Annotated in this window: 16 protein-coding genes and 1 pseudogene; 13 read left to right on the top strand and 4 right to left on the bottom strand. The window is 71.3% G+C overall.

Annotated features, from left to right (window positions below; translation table 11 throughout):
- Positions 1–81 precede the first annotated feature (81 nt).
- Positions 82–789, top strand: a complete 708-nt coding sequence (locus JJV70_RS08560) for an HAD family phosphatase (protein ID WP_219047176.1) — start codon at positions 82–84, stop codon at positions 787–789.
- A 735-nt stretch (positions 790–1,524) separates the two neighbouring features.
- Positions 1,525–3,114: an ABC transporter substrate-binding protein gene (locus tag JJV70_RS08555; protein ID WP_374227265.1), complete on the top strand. Its 1,590-nt coding sequence runs from the start codon at positions 1,525–1,527 to the stop codon at positions 3,112–3,114.
- A gap of 56 nt (positions 3,115–3,170) precedes the next feature.
- Here JJV70_RS08555 and JJV70_RS08550 read toward each other — a convergent pair whose 3' ends face one another.
- Positions 3,171–3,839 carry a response regulator transcription factor gene (locus JJV70_RS08550; RefSeq protein WP_219047175.1) on the bottom strand — a complete coding sequence of 223 codons (669 nt, stop codon included), beginning with the start codon at positions 3,837–3,839 and terminating at the stop codon, positions 3,171–3,173.
- A gap of 44 nt (positions 3,840–3,883) precedes the next feature.
- Positions 3,884–4,846 (bottom strand): PD-(D/E)XK nuclease family protein, encoded by a 963-nt coding sequence (locus tag JJV70_RS08545; protein WP_219047174.1) that lies wholly within the window; start codon positions 4,844–4,846, stop codon positions 3,884–3,886.
- 91 nt (positions 4,847–4,937) lie between these two features.
- Between JJV70_RS08545 and JJV70_RS08540 the strand changes: the two genes are divergently transcribed.
- The 3 genes from JJV70_RS08540 to JJV70_RS08530 all read left to right on the top strand — a co-directional run bounded on the left by JJV70_RS08540 (position 4,938) and on the right by JJV70_RS08530 (position 7,894).
- Entirely contained in the window at positions 4,938–6,212 is a 1,275-nt protein-coding gene (locus tag JJV70_RS08540; protein ID WP_374227260.1) for a site-2 protease family protein, read from the top strand.
- Positions 6,213–6,283: 71 nt separating this feature from the next.
- Positions 6,284–7,165, top strand: a complete 882-nt coding sequence (locus JJV70_RS08535) for a tRNA (adenine-N1)-methyltransferase (protein ID WP_219047173.1) — start codon at positions 6,284–6,286, stop codon at positions 7,163–7,165.
- A 108-nt stretch (positions 7,166–7,273) separates the two neighbouring features.
- Positions 7,274–7,894, top strand: coding sequence for a hypothetical protein (locus JJV70_RS08530; protein ID WP_257573624.1), 621 nt, complete (start codon positions 7,274–7,276; stop codon positions 7,892–7,894).
- A 1-nt stretch (position 7,895) separates the two neighbouring features.
- Here JJV70_RS08530 and JJV70_RS08525 read toward each other — a convergent pair whose 3' ends face one another.
- Positions 7,896–8,219, bottom strand: coding sequence for a ferredoxin (locus JJV70_RS08525; RefSeq protein WP_219047172.1), 324 nt, complete (start codon positions 8,217–8,219; stop codon positions 7,896–7,898).
- Positions 8,220–8,463: 244 nt separating this feature from the next.
- Here JJV70_RS08525 and arc point away from each other — a divergent pair, with 244 nt between their 5' ends.
- The 6 genes and pseudogenes from arc to prcA all read left to right on the top strand — a co-directional run bounded on the left by arc (position 8,464) and on the right by prcA (position 14,409).
- Complete coding sequence (arc, locus tag JJV70_RS08520) at positions 8,464–10,230, top strand: proteasome ATPase (protein ID WP_219047171.1); 1,767 nt, start codon at positions 8,464–8,466, stop codon at positions 10,228–10,230.
- Between the two features lie 231 nt (positions 10,231–10,461).
- Positions 10,462–11,973: a depupylase/deamidase Dop gene (gene dop / locus JJV70_RS08515; protein WP_374227259.1), complete on the top strand. Its 1,512-nt coding sequence runs from the start codon at positions 10,462–10,464 to the stop codon at positions 11,971–11,973.
- Positions 11,974–12,123: 150 nt separating this feature from the next.
- Positions 12,124–12,342, top strand: coding sequence for a ubiquitin-like protein Pup (locus tag JJV70_RS08510; RefSeq protein WP_219047170.1), 219 nt, complete (start codon positions 12,124–12,126; stop codon positions 12,340–12,342).
- A 20-nt stretch (positions 12,343–12,362) separates the two neighbouring features.
- Positions 12,363–12,629 (top strand): annotated as a pseudogene (locus JJV70_RS23375) (hypothetical protein); the annotation flags it as partial.
- Between the two features lie 96 nt (positions 12,630–12,725).
- On the top strand, positions 12,726–13,571 hold the full coding sequence (prcB, locus tag JJV70_RS08500; RefSeq protein ID WP_219047169.1) for a proteasome subunit beta: 846 nt from the start codon (positions 12,726–12,728) through the stop codon (positions 13,569–13,571).
- Positions 13,572–13,608: 37 nt separating this feature from the next.
- A complete protein-coding gene (prcA, locus tag JJV70_RS08495) occupies positions 13,609–14,409 on the top strand; it encodes a proteasome subunit alpha (RefSeq protein WP_219047168.1) in 801 nt (266 codons plus the stop codon).
- A 143-nt stretch (positions 14,410–14,552) separates the two neighbouring features.
- Here the strand turns inward: prcA and JJV70_RS08490 are convergent, their stop codons facing one another.
- Positions 14,553–15,614, bottom strand: coding sequence for a LacI family DNA-binding transcriptional regulator (locus JJV70_RS08490; protein ID WP_219047167.1), 1,062 nt, complete (start codon positions 15,612–15,614; stop codon positions 14,553–14,555).
- Positions 15,615–15,669: 55 nt separating this feature from the next.
- Between JJV70_RS08490 and JJV70_RS08485 the strand changes: the two genes are divergently transcribed.
- Both JJV70_RS08485 and pafA read left to right on the top strand, forming a co-directional pair.
- Positions 15,670–16,944: an MFS transporter gene (locus tag JJV70_RS08485; RefSeq protein ID WP_219047166.1), complete on the top strand. Its 1,275-nt coding sequence runs from the start codon at positions 15,670–15,672 to the stop codon at positions 16,942–16,944.
- 9 nt (positions 16,945–16,953) lie between these two features.
- Complete coding sequence (gene pafA / locus JJV70_RS08480) at positions 16,954–18,315, top strand: Pup--protein ligase (protein ID WP_219047165.1); 1,362 nt, start codon at positions 16,954–16,956, stop codon at positions 18,313–18,315.
- Positions 18,316–18,436 lie beyond the last annotated feature (121 nt).

The raw sequence follows: 18,436 nt of genomic DNA, 5'->3' as shown, positions 1-18,436 counted from the left end.
GGTACCGGCCGGTCGTCCGCCCCCGCCGCCGAGGCGAGCGTGGGGTGGGGGACCGGCCTTCGTGTCCCACGGAGGTTTCGGATGACCAGCTCGATTCCGGCACTCGCCACCCGTCCGGCCGAAGGCTCGGCCCTGCAGGCCGTCCTGCTCGACATGGACGGCACCCTGGTCGACTCGGAGGGCTTCTGGTGGGACGCGGAGGTCCAGGTCTTCGCCGAACTCGGCCACGAGCTGGCGGACGAGCACCGCGAGGTGGTGGTGGGCGGCCCGATGACGCGCAGCGCCGCCTACCTCATCGGCGTCACCGGCGCCGACATCACCGTTGTGGAGCTGTCGGCGCTGCTGAACGCCGCCTTCGCCGAGCGGCTGGAGCAAGGCGTGGAGCTGATGCCGGGCGCTCGCAGACTCCTGACCGAGCTGGCCGCCCACGCGGTGCCCACGGCCCTGGTCTCCGCCACGCACCGGCACATCATGGACCGGGTGCTGTGCTCGCTGGGCGCGGAGAACTTCTCCGTCACCATCGCCGGGGACGAGGTTGAGCGCACCAAACCCCACCCCGAGCCCTACCTGACGGCCGCCCGCCGGCTGGGCGCCGAGCCCGCCCGGTGCGTGGTGGTCGAGGACACCGAGACCGGCGTGACATCGGCGGAGACGGCCGGGTGCCCGGTCGTCGCCGTGCCCACCGTGACCACGGTCGCGCCGGGGGCCGGGCGCACCTTCGTCACCTCGCTGGAAGAGGTCGATCTCGCGTTCCTGCGCTCGCTGGTGCCCGTCGGCGACCCCGCCTGACCGTCCGCGTCACCGGCGCCCAGGCCCGGTCACGGGACCCTACAGCGTGGCTGAAACTTTTCGTTCGCTGCCCGGGCGCCAGACGTGATGTTTCTCACAGTGCGACCGGTCGACATCGCCCCCGGCCCGTGCGCACAGGGCGCCTGGCGCTGGCGCGGCGAAGCGATCTGTCCCGGTTTCCCCGCACTCGCCGCCTACGTGCCCGCGTCCGGATAGCGGATCGGCGGCGCACGCCCCCTCCAGTGCGCTCCGCGAGCGTGGTTCCCTGGTCAGGTGCCCTGAGTGCCAACTACTAATGTCTGGCTGCGGCCCCACGCAACCCCCCAGAACCACCCCGGGCCGCACGAGGGAGACCACTGACCATGAACCGCACCACGCCGCTTCCCCGAGCGTGCGCGCCCAGTTCCCCGGCCCCGGCTTCCCCGACCGTGGACGCGCCTGGCATCGCGTACGCGGAACCCGCTGGCCGGTCCGCGCGCCGCCACCGGTGCCCCGCCCTGGCCCTGGGCATGCCCTGAGCATGCCCGCCCGCCATCCCAGCGCGCCGCGCGGACGCCACCGCGTCAGCCGGCCCGCTGCCCCAGCCCCGTCGCAGCCCGCGACAGCAGCACCGGGGAAGGCCCCGGGCGTCCCTGAGGCCCACCGGCCGACGTCACCGGGTCGCGGCCGTCCCCGACCGGGCGTACCCGCGATACCAAGCCGACCCCGCATTCGAGACAAGGTGAGAACGTGCGTGTGAGGAATCGGGCCACCTGGGTGGCGCTCCCGACCAGCGTGGCCGTGGCGGCCGCGCTGCTCAGCGGTTGCGGAGCGGACGACGGCGGGGCGGGCCAGGGCGAACCCATCGTCATGGGCATGACCGATGACGTGCTCGCCACCGACCCCGCCTCCGGCTACGACCCCGGCTCCTGGCTCGTCTTCAACAACGTCTTCCAGTCGCTCCTCAGCTTCCCCAAGGGCGGCACCCAGCCCCAGCCCGAGGCCGCCGAGAAGTGCGGCTTCCAGGACAACGCCAGCCAGGTGTACTCCTGCACCCTCAAGGACAAGCTGAAGTTCTCCAACGGCAACGAGCTGACCTCCGAGGACGTCAAGCACTCCTTCGACCGCACCCTGCGCATCAACGACCCCGGCGGCCCCGCCGTCATGCTGCAGACGATCGAGCGGATCGAGACACCGGACGAGAAGACCGTCGTCTTCCACCTCAACGAGCCCGACGCCACCTTCCCGCAGAAGATCGCCTCGGGCGCCGGTTCCATCGTTGACCACCGCGAGTACCCCGCCGACGAGCTGCGCACCAAGGGCGAGGCCGTCGGATCCGGCGTCTACACCCTGGACAGCTTCAGCGAGCAGGAAGCCGCCTTCTCGGTCAACCCCGGCTACCAAGGCCCCGCCGAGGTGCAGAACTCCGGCATGACGATGAAGTTCTTCGACGACCCGGCCAAGCTCAAAGAAGCCGTGCAGACCCAGGCCGTCGATGTCGCCTACCGCCACCTGGCCACCGAGGACCTCGCCGAGCTGGAAGCCAGCACCAGCAGCTCCCGGCAGGACATCCAGGTCGTCCAGGGCAACAGCGCCGAGGTCCACCACCTGGTGTTCAACATGGACCACGAGGTCACCGGACAGCTCGCCGTCCGCGAGGCCATCGCCTACCTGATCGACCGCTCGACGCTCATCCGCGACGTCTACGAGCGCACCGCCGAGCCGCTGTACTCGATCGTCCCGGCGGGCATCACCGGCCACAACACCGCCTTCTTCGACCGCTACGGCGAGCGCCCGCAGCCCGACAAGGCGAAGGAAGCCCTGCGCGCCGAGGGCATCACCGATCCGGTGAAGCTCACCCTGTGGTCCACGCCGGTCCGCTACGGCGCACAGACCGACCGGGAGATGGCCGCCCTCGCCGAGCAGCTCAACGCCAGCGGCCTGTTCGAAGCCGAGATGAAGAGCGTCGAGCTGGAGCAGTACGAGAAGGACATCGAGGCGGGCAAGTACGGCGTCTACGTCAAGGGCTGGGTGCCCGACTACCCGGACGCCGACAACTTCACCGCGCCCTTCTTCGGCGAGGGCAACGTCCTGCACAACGGCTACGACGCGGAACGGATCACCGAGGAGCTGCTGCCGCGCACCGCCGGTGAGGCCAGCCGCGCCGCGACCGTCGAGGACTTCGGCGCCATCCAGGACGTCGTCGCCAAGGACCTGCCGATGCTGCCCGTGTGGCAGGGCAAGCAGTACGCCGTCGCCCAGGACAGCGTCTCCGGCCTGGAGTGGACCCTGGACGCCTCCACCGTCTTCCGCTTCTGGGAGATCGGCAAGAACCCCGAGGAGTGACCCACCGCGTGCGGGGCGCCAGCCCCGCACGCCCCACTCCCGCGCGCGGCTGCGCGCTAGCCGCCGGGCCGTACGAGCCCGGACTCGTACGCGTACACCGCGGCCTGGACCCGGTCCCGCAGCCCCAGCTTCGTCAGCACGTGCCCGACGTGCGTCTTCACCGTCGTCTCGCTGACGAACAGCTCCGCCGCGATCTCCGCGTTCGACAGCCCCTTGGCCACCTGCTTCAGCACCTCGACCTCACGCTCGGTGAGGGTGTGCAGCGCTTGTGGCACCGGCTGCTCACCCGCTGGCAGCTGACCGGCGTACTTGTCCAGCAGGCGGCGGGTGATGCTCGGGGCCAGCATCGCCTCGCCGTCGGCCACCACCCGGATCGCCTGCACCAGCTCCTGGGCTGGCGCGTCCTTGAGCAGGAAGCCGCTGGCTCCGGCCCGCAGCGCTTCCACGACGTACTCGTCCAGGTCGAACGTCGTCAGCACCAGCACCTTGGCCGGGCCGTCCTTCGCCGGGCCGGTGATCTGCCGCGTGGCCTCCACGCCGTCCATGCGCGGCATGCGGATGTCCATCAGCACCACGTCCGGCTGCAGCGCGCGCACCTGCTCCAGCGCCTGCTGCCCGTCCCCGGCCTCCCCGACGACGGCCACGTCCGGTTCCGCCTCCAGGATCATCCGGAACCCGGTCCGCAACAGCGGCTGGTCGTCAACGAGCAGTACGCGGATGGCCACAAGTAACTCCCCCTGAGGGTGACGGACGGTCGCCCCATTCTGGCCTACCCCTCCGGCGGCGCTGCCTCCGGTGACGTCCGCGGCGCCGGCATGTCGGCCCCGCCGGGCGCGTCACCCTCCTCACCCGCGCCCTCCTCCAGCGGGCCGCGTGCCAGCGGCAGCACCAGCGGGTAGGGCGGGGGAGTGCCGCCGAACTCCGGGCAGTGCTCCTGGTGGTCGCACCACCCGCACAGCCTGCTCGGCCGCGGCCGCCAGTCCCCGGACTCCGTCGCCCGCTCGATCGCCGCCCACAGCGCCAGCAGCTTGCGCTCGACGCCCGCGAGGTCCGCCTCGGTGGGGTCGTAGGTCAGTACGTCCCCGCTGCCCAGGTACACCAGCTGGAGCCGCCGGGGCACCACCCCCTTCAGCCGCCACAGCACCAGCGCGTAGAACTTCATCTGGAACAGCGCCTCGTCCGCGTACTCCGGACGGGGCGCCTTGCCGGTCTTGTAGTCGACGATGCGGATCTCGCCGGTGGGCGCCACATCCACCCGGTCGATGATGCCGCGCAGCCGCAGCCCCGACTCCAGCCGCACTTCCACGAACAGCTCGCGCTCGGCAGGCTCCAGCCGCGCCGGGTCCTCCAGCGTGAACCAGCGCTCCACCAGCGCCTCGGCCTCCGCCAGCCAGCGCGCCAGCTCCGCGCCGTCCACCGCCCCCGACGCCGGATCGGCGCCCTCGGGCGCGAACAACTGCGCCAGCTCCGGACGCCGCTCCAGCAGCCGCTGCCACTCCCCGGGTACCAGCGCCCGGGCCCGTGGCGCGTCCCGCTGCGCCGCCGGAGTGTCGAACAACCGCTCCAGTACGGCGTGCACCACCGTGCCGCGCGCCGCCGCCGCGTTGGGCTTCTGCGGCAGTTTGTCGATCACGCGGAAGCGGTAGAGCAACGGGCACCGCAGGAAATCAGCAGCCCGGGACGGCGAGAGCGACCGCGACGGAACGGCGGGACGGCTTGCGGGGGTTCCCATGAGGCACGACCCTACGGCCCGCCACTGACACGCGGACACCTACCATCTAAAGCACCGGGCACACCGGCAGCACAGGAACAGAGGGGAGCCAGTGGCAGACACGGGTCACAACGGCGCAGACGGCGGCACCCCGCCCCGCCTGCCGGGCGGCAGGCGCCCGGGCGGCAAGCGGCCGGGCGAGCGGCGTCCCCGCGAACGCGGCGGCGGCATCCTCATGGGCCGCCCCTTCGGGGTGCCGGTGTACGTCGCGCCCAGCTGGTTCCTGGTCGCCGCGCTCATCACCTGGGTCTTCGGCGGCCAGATCGACCGCGTCCTGCCGGGGCTCGGCGGCGCGCGCTATCTCATCGCGCTGTTCTTCGCCGTCGCCTTCTACGCCTCCGTACTCGTGCACGAGCTGGCCCACACCGTGGCCGCGCTGCGCTTCAAGCTGCCGGTACGCCGCATCCAGCTCCAGTTCTTCGGCGGCGTCTCAGAGATCGAGAAGGAGTCCGAGACGCCGGGCCGGGAGTTCTGGCTCGCCTTCGTCGGGCCGCTGCTTTCGCTCGCCCTGGCCGGTGCCTTCTACCTCGGCATGCAGGGCGTCCAGGCCCGTACGGTCCCCGGCGTGCTGCTGGCCGGGCTGATGATCTCCAATCTCATCGTCGCCGTGTTCAACCTGCTGCCCGGCCTGCCACTGGACGGCGGGCGGATGCTGCGCGCCGCCGTCTGGAAGGTCAGCGGCGATGCGATGACCGGTACCGTCGCCGCCGCCTGGACCGGACGCGCGCTGGCCGTCGCCGTCCTCATCGGCCTGCCGCTGGCCACCTACGCCGGCGGCCTGGGCGGCGAGAACGGCACCGGCTCGGTCACCGACGCCCTGCTCGCGGCCATCCTCGCGGCGATCATCTGGACCGGTGCCGGGAACAGCCTGCGCGTGGCCCGGCTGCGGGCCCGGCTGCCGGAGCTGAGCGCCCGTGCGCTGACCCGCCGCGCCGTGCCCGTCACTGCCGACGTCCCGCTGTCCGAGGCGCTGCGCCGCGCCAACGAGGCGGGTGCCCGCGCCCTCGTCGTGGTGGACGGGCAGGGCGCGCCCATCGGCCTGGTGCGCGAGGCGGGCATCGTCTCCGTCCCCGAGCACCGCCGCCCCTGGGTCGCCGTCTCCACGCTCTCCCAGGACCTCACCGACGACCTGCGGGTGAACGCCGCGCTGGCGGGCGAGGAACTGCTGGATTACCTGCGCGAGATCCCGGCCACCGAGTATCTCGTGGTGGAGGAGACGGGCGAGATCTACGGTGTGCTGTCCACCGGGGACGTCGAGCGGGCCTTCGTCGCCGCCATGGCCAAGCCCGCCACGGCCCCCGGCCGCCCCCGCACCACCACCCGCTGACAGACGCGGCCCTAGCTCTCGGTCCAGCCCTCGATTCGGTACCGCGCACCGGCTCGACTAGGCTGACGACCATGTCCGAACCGACCGGTGCCGCCCGCCGTCGCGGGCCCTTCCAGGTCGGGGACCAGGTCCAGCTCACCGACCCCAAGGGACGCCACTACACCATCACGCTCGAAGCCGGGAAGAGCTTCCACACCCACAAGGGTGCCTTCCCGCACGACGAGCTGATCGGTGCTCCCGAAGGCAGTGTCGTCCGAACCACTGGAAACGTCGCCTACCTGGCGCTGCGCCCCCTGCTCCCCGACTACGTCCTGTCCATGCCGCGCGGCGCGGCCGTCGTCTACCCCAAGGACGCTGGCCAGATCCTCGCGATGGCCGACATCTTCCCCGGCGCGCGCGTCGTCGAGGCGGGCGTCGGCTCGGGCTCGCTCAGCACCTTCCTGCTGCGCGCCATCGGCGACCAGGGCATGCTGCACTCCTACGAGCGGCGAGCCGACTTCGCCGACATCGCCCGGCAGAACGTCGAGCGCTACTTCGGCAGCGCGCACCCGGCGTGGCGGCTGACCGTCGGCGACCTCCAGGACCACCTCGACGAGAGCGACGTGGACCGCGTCATCCTCGACATGCTCGCCCCCTGGGAGTGCCTGGACGCCGTTTCCAAGGCCCTCGTCCCCGGCGGTCTGCTGTGCGCCTACGTCGCCACCACCACGCAGCTCGCGCGCACCGTCGAGGCCCTCCGCGAGCACGGCACGTTCAACGAGCCCGCGGCCTGGGAGACGATGGTGCGCAACTGGCACATCGAGGGTCTGGCCGTCCGCCCGGACCACCGCATGATCGGGCACACCGGCTTCCTCCTCACCGCCCGCCGCCTGGCCGACGGCGTCGAGCCGCCGCTGCGCCGCCGCCGTCCCGCCAAGGGCGCCTACGGCGAGGACTACAAGCCCCCGGCGTAGGACGCCGAGCCTTTCGCGCGACGGGGGCGGTGACGCGACGGGTGGCGGTGACCGGGAGCGACGCTCCGGCCGCCCCCGGGCGGCCCTGCTGGTGTGACGTGTGGCACGATGCACGCACCTCCCGTGCCCGCGCCGTCCCAGGAGACTCCCCGCGTGCAGACCCTCCCGCACAGCCGCCCCTCGCTGACCCACTGGCTCGCCACTGCGGCCGCGCTCGCCGCGCTCCTCGCCGCCGTCGCCCTGCTCCAGCCCCCCGGTGCCCGGGCCAGCGCGACCCCGCCCGCGCCCGCCCCCGGGCCCGACCCGGCCGCTGCCGCCTACCCGGTTGACTGCGGCCCGTGGGAGCTGACCGTCACCGACCACGCGGGAGCCGACTTCGACGCCGACGGGACAGCGGAGACCGTCGCCCTGGTCCGCTGTGCGAGCGGAACCGGAACCCCACCCAGCGGCATGTACGTGCTCACCCACCCCGCCCGGGGCGACACCCCGCGCATCGCCGCGGCGCTGGTGGAACCCGCCGACGCGCAGACCGTCAGCGATTTCCGGGTCCGCGGGGACGCGGTGACGGCGACCCTGCTGGGCTACTCCTCGCCGTCGGTGCCCCGGTGCTGCCCGGACGAACAGCGCGGCGTCCGCTGGCAGTGGCAGGGGGACGGCTTCGCTCTGAGCCCGGCCGGCGGGAGACCCAGGGCCGACGGTGACCGGGCGAACGCGGGCGCCGAGGTGTGACTCAGGCCGCGTCCGGGCCGTAGACCTCGGCGCCGTCGTCCACGCGGCGCACGTGGATGCACTCCCCGGGGCACTCCCTGGCCGAATCCGCCACGTCGCGCAGCAGCGGCAGCGGGACCGGGACGGTGGCCCCCGCCTCGGTGCGCAGCTCGTCGTCCTCGCCCTTCACATAGGCCAGGCCGTCGATATCCAGCTCGAAGACTTCCGGGGCGTACTGGGCGCAGATGCCGTCACCGGTGCAGAGGTCCTGGTCGATCCAGACCTCCAGCTCGCTGGTCTCCATGGCGTGCTCCGCAGCGTTCTGCGTGGTGTGCTGCACGGTCATCTCGCCTGCCCCATCCTGCGTGCGTGAGTCTCACGGGCGCCAGCCCTGACGGGCGTTGACCCCTCCGACCCTATCGCCGTGGCCAGGGCGATGTTTGGCGGGTGGGTATCTCCCTGGCGTGAGGGAGTGCGCAAGGGTGAAGATCGGACACACTCTGGCCGTGATGGTGATCTAGGGGTTTCAACCCCGAGATCCACAGGTAGGGTCAGGAAGCGTCCAGCTCCCCCCAGAGGAGGTGAGGACCGTGGCAGCCCACGACGACGACATCAACCGCGGCTCCCGGCTGGGCCGGGGATCGGAAGACCCGGCCGGTCAGGTCGCCTATCTTGAGCAGGAAATCGCCGTCCTGCGCCGCAAGCTCGCCGACTCTCCGCGGCACACTCGGATTCTCGAGGAGCGGATCGTCGAGCTCCAGACGAACCTGGCCGGCGTCTCCGCACAGAACGAACGCCTGGCGAGCACGCTCCGTGAGGCGCGTGACCAGATCGTAGCGCTGAAGGAAGAGGTGGACCGGCTCGCCCAGCCGCCGGCCGGTTTCGGCGTGTTCCTCCACGCCAACGAGGACGACACGGCCGACATCTTCACCGGCGGCCGCAAGCTGCGGGTGAACGTCAGCCCCAGTGTCGAGCTCGGTGACCTGCGGCGCGGCCAGGAGGTCATGCTCAACGAGGCGCTCAACGTGGTCGAGGCCATGGAATTCGAGCGCGCCGGGGACATCGTCACGCTCAAGGAGGTCCTGGAGGACGGCGAGCGGGCCCTGGTCGTGGGGCACACCGACGAGGAGCGGGTGGTGCGGCTCGCCGAGCCGCTGATGCGGACCACGCTGCGCGCCGGGGACGCCCTGCTGCTGGAGACCCGCTCGGGCTACGTCTACGAGGTCGTGCCCAAGAGCGAGGTCGAGGAGCTGGTCCTCGAAGAGGTGCCGGACATCGACTACACCAAGATCGGCGGTCTGGGCGGCCAGATCGAGCTGATCCGGGACGCGGTCGAGCTGCCCTACCTTCACCCCGACCTGTTCAGGGAGCACGAGCTGCGCCCGCCCAAGGGCGTCCTGCTCTACGGCCCGCCCGGCTGCGGCAAGACGCTCATCGCCAAGGCGGTGGCGAACTCGCTGGCCAAGAAGGTCGCCGAGGTCACCGGCAGGCCCGCGGGCAAGAGCTTCTTCCTCAACATCAAGGGCCCGGAGCTGCTGAACAAGTACGTGGGCGAGACCGAGCGGCACATCCGCCTGGTCTTCCAGCGGGCGCGGGAGAAGGCCGGTGAGGGCACGCCCGTCATCGTCTTCTTCGACGAGATGGACTCGCTGTTCCGCACCCGTGGCTCCGGCGTCAGCTCGGACGTGGAGAACACCATCGTCCCGCAGCTGCTCTCCGAGATCGACGGCGTGGAGGGCCTGGAGAACGTCATCGTCATCGGTGCCTCCAACCGCGAGGACATGATCGACCCGGCGATCCTGCGCCCGGGCCGACTGGACGTGAAGATCAAGATCGAGCGTCCGGACGCCGAGGCGGCCAAGGACATCTTCTCCAAGTACCTCACCTCCACTCTGCCCATCCACACCGACGACCTGGCCGAGCACGGCGGCGACGCCAAGGCGGCGGTGGCGGGCATGATCCAGTCGGTCGTGGAGCAGATGTACGCGGAGTCCGAGGAGAACCGCTTCCTGGAGGTCACCTACGCCAACGGTGACAAGGAAGTGCTGTACTTCAAGGACTTCAACTCCGGCGCCATGATCCAGAACATCGTGGACCGGGCGAAGAAGATGGCCATCAAGGCCTTCCTCGACCACGGCCAGAAGGGCCTGCGCGTCTCCCACCTGCTCGCCGCCTGCGTGGACGAGTTCAAGGAGAACGAGGACCTCCCCAACACCACCAACCCGGACGACTGGGCCCGCATCTCCGGCAAGAAGGGCGAGCGGATCGTGTTCATCCGCACCCTCGTCACCGGCAAGCAGGGCGCGGACACCGGGCGCTCCATCGACACGGTGGCCAACACCGGTCAGTACCTGTAGTGACGACACCGTCCGGCTGCGGCAGCCCCGCGCGGGCCGCCGCAGCCGGGCCGTTTTTCGACGTGTGACTCCCATCCGCCCCGATGCGGGCTCCCGCCCGCCCCGGCGTCCCTCTAGGCTCGGGGCTACTGACGCCAGGCGCAGTGCGGCGGGTACCGCATACGGGCGGATGCGCGAGCGGGACGTGAGCGTCGGCCGGGCGACGGCCGGCGCCCGGGCTAGGAGGGCCGCATGACCGTACGGCGCGTGATGGGCATCGAGACGGAATACGGGATCTCCGTCCCCGGGCACCCCAACGCCAATGCCATGCTCACCTCGTCCCAGGTCGTCAACGCCTACGCGGCGGCGATGCACCGGGCGCGCCGCGCCCGCTGGGACTTCGAGGAGGAGAACCCCCTGCGGGACGCGCGCGGCTTCGACCTCGCCCGGGAGGCCGCCGACGCCAGCCAGCTCACCGACGAGGACATCGGCCTAGCCAACGTCATTCTCACCAACGGCGCCCGGCTCTACGTCGATCACGCCCACCCCGAGTACAGCGCGCCCGAAGTCACCAATCCGCGCGACGCGGTGCTGTGGGACAAGGCGGGGGAGCGGATCATGGCCGCGGCGGCCGAACGCGCCGCCGAGGTTCCCGGCGCCCAGCCCATCCACCTGTACAAGAACAACACCGACAACAAGGGCGCGTCCTACGGCACGCACGAGAACTACCTCATGACGCGGGAGACCCCGTTCTCCGACATCGTGCGCCACCTGACGCCCTTCTTCGTCTCCCGCCAGGTGATCACCGGTGCCGGGCGGGTGGGGCTGGGCCAGGACGGCGGTGAGCACGGCTTCCAGATCAGCCAGCGCGCGGACTACTTCGAGGTCGAGGTGGGTCTGGAGACCACCCTCAAGCGGCCGATCATCAACACCCGCGACGAGCCGCACTGCGACGCCGAGAAGTACCGCAGGCTGCACGTGATCATCGGGGACGCCAACCTGTCGGAGGTCTCCACCTACCTCAAGCTCGGCACCACCTCGCTGGTGCTCTCCATGATCGAGGACGGGTTCATCGCCGTCGATCTCGCGGTCGAGCAGCCGGTGCGCACGCTGCACCAGGTCAGCCACGACCCGGAGCTGCGTCACCTGGTCACACTCCGCAGCGGCCGGACCCTCACCGCGGTACAGCTCCAGATGGAGTACTACGAACTGGCCCGCAAGTACGTCGAGGAGCGGTACGGCGCGGACGCCGACGAACAGACCGCCGACGTCCTCACCCGGTGGGAAGACGTGCTCACCCGGCTGGAGCGCGACCCGATGAGCCTGTCCGGGGAGCTGGACTGGGTCGCCAAGCGGGAGATCCTGGAGGGCTACCGGCGTCGTGACGGCCTGGACTGGGACGCCGCGCGGCTGCACCTGGTGGATCTCCAGTACGCCGACGTGCGGCCGGACAAGGGCCTCTACAACCGTCTGGCGGCCCGGGGCAAGATGACGCGCCTGCTTAAGGAGGCGGACGTCCGGGAAGCCGAGCACAAGCCGCCGGAGGACACCCGGGCGTACTTCCGTGGCCGCTGCCTGGAGCAGTACGCCGACGACGTGGCCGCGGCCTCCTGGGACTCGGTGATCTTCGACCTGCCGGGCCGGGACTCCCTGCAGCGAGTGCCCACGCTGGAACCCCTGCGGGGCACGCGGCAGCACGTGCAGGACCTGCTGGACCGGTGCCGTTCGGCCGAGGACCTGGTGCGGGCGCTGTCCGGCCACTGATCTGTGCCCGGCCACGGACCAGCGGTAAACCTGTCGCTTTCCGGGGAATGACCGAGGTGGTTCCCGGGCGTTATAGCGACTGCGGGGCTGAAGTCAGTCCCGGGGAGTAGGGTCTGATCTTGAACGTCGAATCGGAGCGGGGTGAGGTGCATGGCTACCAAGGACACCGGCGGCGGGCAGCAGAAGGCCACGCGGACGACGGAGGAGACCGAGGAGCAGGCAGCGGAAGCGCAGGCTTCGGAGGACCTCAAGGAGCGCCAGGAAGCGCTCTCGGAAGACGTTGACGCGGTCCTGGACGAGATTGACGACGTCCTGGAGGAGAACGCCGAGGAGTTCGTGAAGAGTTTTGTGCAAAAGGGCGGCCAGTAGGGCCAGCCCTTCGAGGTGGGGTGGGGCGCCGGGAAGGAGCCGCACTCGGTGTCAGTGGACCTGAGGTCGCGAGAACTTCGCGGGTGAGCGGGTGCGTCGGGGCAGCTTGGCCACGCGATGCCCGGCATGTCCAGGCACGCGGCTGGCGGGGGGCAGCCGCGACCCACCCGAAGCATCACCGACACGGAGCGGGACGGGAGGTGGCCAAGCAGCGGGCCTTGTGCCCGTTCTGCCTGGCCGCCGGTCCCGGACCTGTGGACCACGATCATCAGACGGGTAAGGTCCGGGGAGTGCTGTGCTTCAACCGCGACGCGGCACTTGGCACGTTCAGAGATGTTCCCGGCGTCCCGCGCCGGGGCGATCGCCTATCCGGAAGGAAACGCGTGGAAGCCAACACTCGTAGCACCGGGCGTCTGCCGGCTGCCTTCCTGACGCCGGGCTCGTCCTCTTTCATGGACTTCCTGGCGGCGCACGCGCCGGACCAGCTGCCGGGCCACCGCCCGCTGCCGCCGGTGAAGGGGGCACTGGAGGCGCCGCACGGCACCACCATCGTCGCGGCCACCTACCCCGGCGGCGTGGTGCTCGCCGGTGACCGCCGCGCCACGATGGGCAACATGATCGCGCAGCGCGACATCGAGAAGGTCTTCCCCGCCGACGAGTACTCGGCGGTGGGTATCGCGGGCACCGCGGGGCTGGCCGTAGAGATGGTCAAACTCTTCCAGCTGGAGCTGGAGCACTTCGAGAAGATCGAAGGCGCCCAGCTGTCCCTGGAGGGCAAGGCGAACCGGCTGTCCACGATGATCCGCGGCAACCTCGGCATGGCCATGCAGGGCCTGGCCGTGGTGCCGCTGTTCGCCGGGTTTGACCCGGAGCGGGAGAAGGGCCGCATCTACTCCTACGACATCACCGGGGGCCGGTCCGAGGAGCTGGGCTTCGCCGCTGTCGGCTCGGGCTCGGTGTTCGCCCGGGGTTCGCTGAAGAAGCTGCACCGCGCGGACCTCAGCGAGGAGCAGGCCACCACCGTCGCCGTGCAGGCACTTTACGACGCCGCCGACGACGACTCCGCCACCGGCGGCCCGGACCTGGTCCGGCGCATCTATCCAGTGGTCGCCGTGATCAACGACGAGGGATACCGGCGGCTGACAGAGGCCGACGTCTCCGACATCGCCCAGGCGATCCACCAGGGCCGCCTCCAGCACCCCGACGGGCCGCAGGCCCCGGTCGTCTGAAGCCAGGTCTGAGCCCCAGGAAGGAATGGGAACGCCGGTGTCCACGCCGTTCTATGTCTCACCCCAGCAGGCCATGGCCGACCGCGCCGAGTACGCCCGCAAGGGCATCGCGCGCGGCCGCAGCGTGGTAGTGCTGCAATACGCCGACGGCATCATGTTCGTCGCGGAGAACCCCTCCCGCTCCCTGCACAAGGTCAGCGAGATCTACGACCGCATCGCGTTCGCGGCGGTCGGCAAGTACAACGAGTTCGAGAACCTGCGCATCGGCGGCGTCCGCTACGCCGACCTGCGCGGTTACACCTACCACCGCGAGGACGTCACCGCCCGCGGCCTGGCCAACGTCTACGCGCAGACGCTCGGGACGATCTTCTCCAGCGCCGGCGAGAAGCCGTACGAGGTGGAGCTGATCGTCGCCGAGGTGGGCGCGGAGCGGGCGGAGGACCAGATCTACCGCCTGCCGCACGACGGCTCGATCGTCGATGAGCACGGCTCGGTGGCGGTGGGCGGCAACTCCGACCAGATCGGCAGCTACCTCGATCAGCGCCAGCGTGACGACATGACGCTCGGCGAGGCGCTGCGGCTGGCCGTCGAGGCGCTCGGCCGGGACACCGGCAACGGCGAACGCACGCTCACGGCCGACCAGCTGGAGGTGGCGGTGCTGGACCGCACGCGTGGGCAGCAGCGCAAGTTCAAGCGCCTCCTGGGTACCCACCTGGCCCGCCTGCTGGAGCAGCCCCCGGCCACCTCGGCCCCGGCCGCGAAAACCCCGGCGTCCGACGACGCCTCCGACGCCAGCGACGACGCGTCCGGTTCGTCCGGGCCGGGCGCGGAGGCGTGACAGCGCGCCGCTCACCGCTCGCGGTGGCTCCGGCAGGGGGGTAACGCCGCGCCGGGGCCACCGCGTACCCGGGCCGCGCGCCTGCCCCGGCGCCGCCCGCCGCGTCCGGTTCGGCGCGCTCTGGCCGCCCGTGGGCAGCACCGCTAACGCTGGGGTGCCAGGCACGTTGAGGCGCGGGTCAGCAGCTGTACCGGCAGCGGTGTCGTGTCGGGGTCGCGGCCGTCCAGGACGGCCAGCAGCGCCCGCATGCCCGCGGCACCGAAGTCCTCCGCCGCGAGCCGCACCGTGGTCAGTTCCGGCTCCACCGCCGTGGCCAGCGACAGGTCGTCGAAGCCGGTGACGGACACCTCCTGAGGCACGCGCAGCCCCAGCCGCCGCGCCGCCTTGCACGCGCCCGCGGCCAGCAGGTCGTCGTCGCAGATGAGCGCGCTGGGCCGGGGCGAGCCGGTCAGCAGGCACTCGGCGGTGCGCAGGCCGCCGGTGACGCTCAGCTCGTCGGCCGGTGCCCGCGTCAGCCGCACTCCGGTGGCCCCCTCCAGCGCCGCGTCCAGTGCCCGGGCGCGCAGGGCGAACGTCCAGCTGTCCACGCCTGCGGTGAGGTGGGCGAGGTGGCGGTGGCCGAGTGCCAGCAGGTGGCGGACGACCTGGCGCATGCCGTCGGCGAGGTCGAGGTTGACGGTGGCGGCCGCGGGCGTGTCCACGGGGCTGCTGTCGAGCATGACCAGCGGCAGGCTGCCGTCGTGCAGGGCGGTGAGGGCGTCGGCGGCCATGGAGGAGGCGATGACGCCGTCCAGCGTGGCGCGCGCCGACTCGAACGGGTCGCGGGCGGGCCCCAGCCCCTCCGGGGAGGGGTAGAGCACCACGCCGACGTCGCGTTGCGCGGCGGCCTGGGCCGCGCCGGTATAGACGCGGGCGAAGAACTCGTTGGTGAGCGCGGGCACGACGAGCAGTGCGGTACGGCGGCGGCCCAGACGCAGGTCGCGGGCGGCGATGTTCGGCCGGTAGCCCAGGTCGCGGGCGGCGGCGCGCACGGTCTCGGCGGTACCGGGGGAGACCCGGCCGTGCCACTTGTCGCGCAGCACCAGCGAGACGGTCGCCTGGGAGACCCCGGCGGCGCGTGCCACGTCGCGGCTGGTGGGCCGGGATGGTGCAGGGGCCACGGCGGTGTGCTCTCCCGTCGGCATGGACGCGCGGACAGCGGACATGGTACGTATGCTGGCGCAGGTTATACGTAAAACTGATCAGCTGAAGGGGTCGCGCATGGCGACGGGCTACGCCGAACTGCTCCGGGCCAGACACGCCGCGCGGCTCCTGGCCGGAACGCTGGTAGGCCGCCTGCCGAACGCCACCGCCCACATCGCCATCGTGCTCTTCGCCCGCGCCGAAGGCGCCAGCTACACGCTCGCCGGTGTGCTGGCGACCGTCTACGGCCTGGCCACAGCCGTCGGGCAACCCGTGCTGGGCCGTGCCGTGGACCTGTTCGGGCAGCCGCGGGTGATGCTGCCCGCCGCGGTGGTCTCCGCCCTGGGCATGGCCGCCTTCGCCGCCGTCGGTATCGACCCGCTGCCGCTCGCCGCCGCCGCCGTGCTGGTCGCCGGTCTGGCCACCCCGCCGCTGGAGGGTGGGCTGCGCGCCCTGTGGCCGAGCGTGCTGAAGCGCCAGGACCGGGTGCACCGGGCCTACGCGCTGGACTCGGTGGCCCAGGAAGTGATGTTCACCGTCGGCCCGCTGCTGGTGACGCTGGCCGTCGCGGTGTGGTCGGAGGCGGGCGCCCTGCTGGCCATCAACGCCCTCGGAGTGCTGGGCGCGCTGTCCGTGGTGGTCTCCGCGCCGTCACGGACCTGGCGCAGCGCGCCGCGCGAAGCGCACTGGCTGGGTGCCCTGCGCTCGCCGGGCCTGCTCTCGCTGCTCGGCTGCTTCCTGTTCGTCGGCGTCGCGCTCGGCTCCATCACGGTGGCCGCGGTGGCCTACTCCGACGACGGCAACGGCGGTGACCTGGTGTACGCGCTGATCATGTCGGGCATCGGATTCGGCGCCCTGGTGGGCGGCCTGGCCTACGGCGCCCGCACCTGGCCCGGCGCGCCCGAGTCCCGGCTGCGGCTGCTGATCGCGCTGCTCGCCCTCGGCTACCTGCCGCTGGCGCTGGTGCCCGCTCCGGTGCCGATGACGGTGCTCGCCTGTCTCGCCGGGCTGTTCCTCGCCCCTGCGCTCACCTGTGCGTTCGTCGTGGTGGACCGGCACGCCCCGCGCGGCACCGTCACCGAGGCGTTCTCCTGGCTGGTGACCGTCTTCGGGGTCGGCGCGGCACTGGGTACGGCCGTGGTCGGACCGGCCATCGAACGGGGCGGCCCGGCGGCCGGTTTCCTCGTCCCCGCCGCCGCCGGGTTCGCCGCGCTGCTCGTCCTGCTGCTGACCCGGCGGGCGATGGCGGACCCCCGGGTGCGGCCGGCCAAGCCCGTCACCGTCGCGCCACGCACGGAAATTGATCGAGGTGGTGCGGGTGAAGCCGGTTTCAGAACCGGTCATCAGGCGTAATGTTCATGCATGGATCGCCGAATCTTCGGGCTGGAGAACGAGTACGGCGTCACATGTACGTTCCGGGGGCAGCGGCGGCTGTCTCCTGACGAGGTGGCGCGGTACCTCTTCCGCCGTGTCGTGTCCTGGGGACGCAGCAGCAACGTCTTCCTCCGCAACGGCGCCAGGCTCTACCTCGACGTCGGCTCGCACCCGGAGTACGCGACTCCCGAGTGCGACAACGTGGTCGAGCTGGTCACCCACGACAAGTCCGGCGAGCGCATCCTTGAGGGGCTGCTCGTGGACGCCGAGCGCCGGCTGCACGAGGAGGGCATCGCCGGCGACGTCTACCTGTTCAAGAACAACACCGACTCGGCGGGCAACTCCTACGGCTGTCACGAGAACTATCTGGTGGCGCGGCACGGGGAGTTCTCCCGCCTGGCGGATGTCCTGATCCCCTTCCTCGTCACCCGTCAGCTGGTCTGCGGCGCCGGAAAGGTGCTGCAGACGCCGCGCGGCGCGGTCTACTGCGTCAGCCAGCGGGCCGAGCACATCTGGGAGGGCGTCAGCTCGGCGACGACGCGCTCGCGGCCGATCATCAACACCCGCGACGAGCCGCACGCGGACGCCGAGCGCTACCGCCGCCTGCACGTCATCGTCGGGGACTCCAACATGTCCGAGACGACGATGCTGCTGAAGGTCGGCGCCACCGACCTGGTGCTGCGCATGATCGAGGCAGGCACCGTCATGCGCGATCTCACCCTGGAGAACCCGATCCGGGCGATCCGCGAGGTCAGCCACGACACCACCGGGCAGCGCAAGGTCCGCTTGGCCAGCGGCCGGGAGGCGTCCGCGCTGGAGATCCAGCAGGAGTACTTCGACAAGGCGGCCGACTTCTGTGACCGGCGCGGCATCCGCACCGGCGTCGTCGAACAGGTCCTGGAGCTGTGGGGCCGCACCCTCCAGGCCGTGCGGGAGCAGGACCTGGACCGGGTCGGTACCGAGATCGACTGGGTGATGAAGTACCAGCTCCTGGAGCGCTACCGGGCCAAGAACAACATCACCATGTCCCACCCGCGCATCGCGCAGATAGATCTCGCCTACCACGACATCCACCGCAGGCGCGGCCTGTACTACCTGCTGGAGCGCAACGGCCAGGCCAAGCGGATCTGCGACGACCTGAAGATCTTCGAGGGCAAGTCGGTGCCGCCGCAGACCACCCGGGCCCGGCTGCGCGGCGACTTCATCCGCCGCGCCCAGGAACAGCGCCGCGACTTCACCGTGGACTGGGTACACCTCAAGCTCAACGACCAGGCGCAGCGCACCGTGCTGTGCAAGGACCCGTTCCGCTCGGTGGACGAGCGAGTGGAGAAGCTGATCGCCGGAATGTGAGGTTCCCCGCACGCGCGGGAGAAACGGAGCACGTCGCCGGGGACCGGACCCCAAGAACCCAGAGCCAAGAACCCCAAGAGCAGGGCCCGCACGGTCTTCCGCGCGGGCCCTGTCGTGCCCG

Source organism: Streptomyces sp. JJ66, assembly GCF_019303495.1.
Classification (GTDB): Bacteria; Actinomycetota; Actinomycetes; order Streptomycetales; family Streptomycetaceae; genus Streptomyces.
The sequence above is the reverse complement of the archived record's forward strand: the minus strand, read 5'-3'. Positions and strand labels throughout refer to the sequence as shown.

Coding starts and splice junctions, on each gene's coding strand:
- JJV70_RS08560 (WP_219047176.1), top strand. CDS start 82: ATGACCAGCTCGATTCCGGCACTCGCCACCCGTCCGGCCGAAGGCTCG.
- JJV70_RS08545 (WP_219047174.1), bottom strand. CDS start 4,846: ATGGGAACCCCCGCAAGCCGTCCCGCCGTTCCGTCGCGGTCGCTCTCG.
- JJV70_RS08535 (WP_219047173.1), top strand. CDS start 6,284: ATGTCCGAACCGACCGGTGCCGCCCGCCGTCGCGGGCCCTTCCAGGTC.
- JJV70_RS08530 (WP_257573624.1), top strand. CDS start 7,274: ATGCACGCACCTCCCGTGCCCGCGCCGTCCCAGGAGACTCCCCGCGTG.
- JJV70_RS08525 (WP_219047172.1), bottom strand. CDS start 8,219: ATGACCGTGCAGCACACCACGCAGAACGCTGCGGAGCACGCCATGGAG.
- dop (WP_374227259.1), top strand. CDS start 10,462: ATGACCGTACGGCGCGTGATGGGCATCGAGACGGAATACGGGATCTCC.
- JJV70_RS08510 (WP_219047170.1), top strand. CDS start 12,124: ATGGCTACCAAGGACACCGGCGGCGGGCAGCAGAAGGCCACGCGGACG.
- JJV70_RS08490 (WP_219047167.1), bottom strand. CDS start 15,614: ATGTCCGCTGTCCGCGCGTCCATGCCGACGGGAGAGCACACCGCCGTG.
- JJV70_RS08485 (WP_219047166.1), top strand. CDS start 15,670: ATGGCGACGGGCTACGCCGAACTGCTCCGGGCCAGACACGCCGCGCGG.
- pafA (WP_219047165.1), top strand. CDS start 16,954: ATGGATCGCCGAATCTTCGGGCTGGAGAACGAGTACGGCGTCACATGT.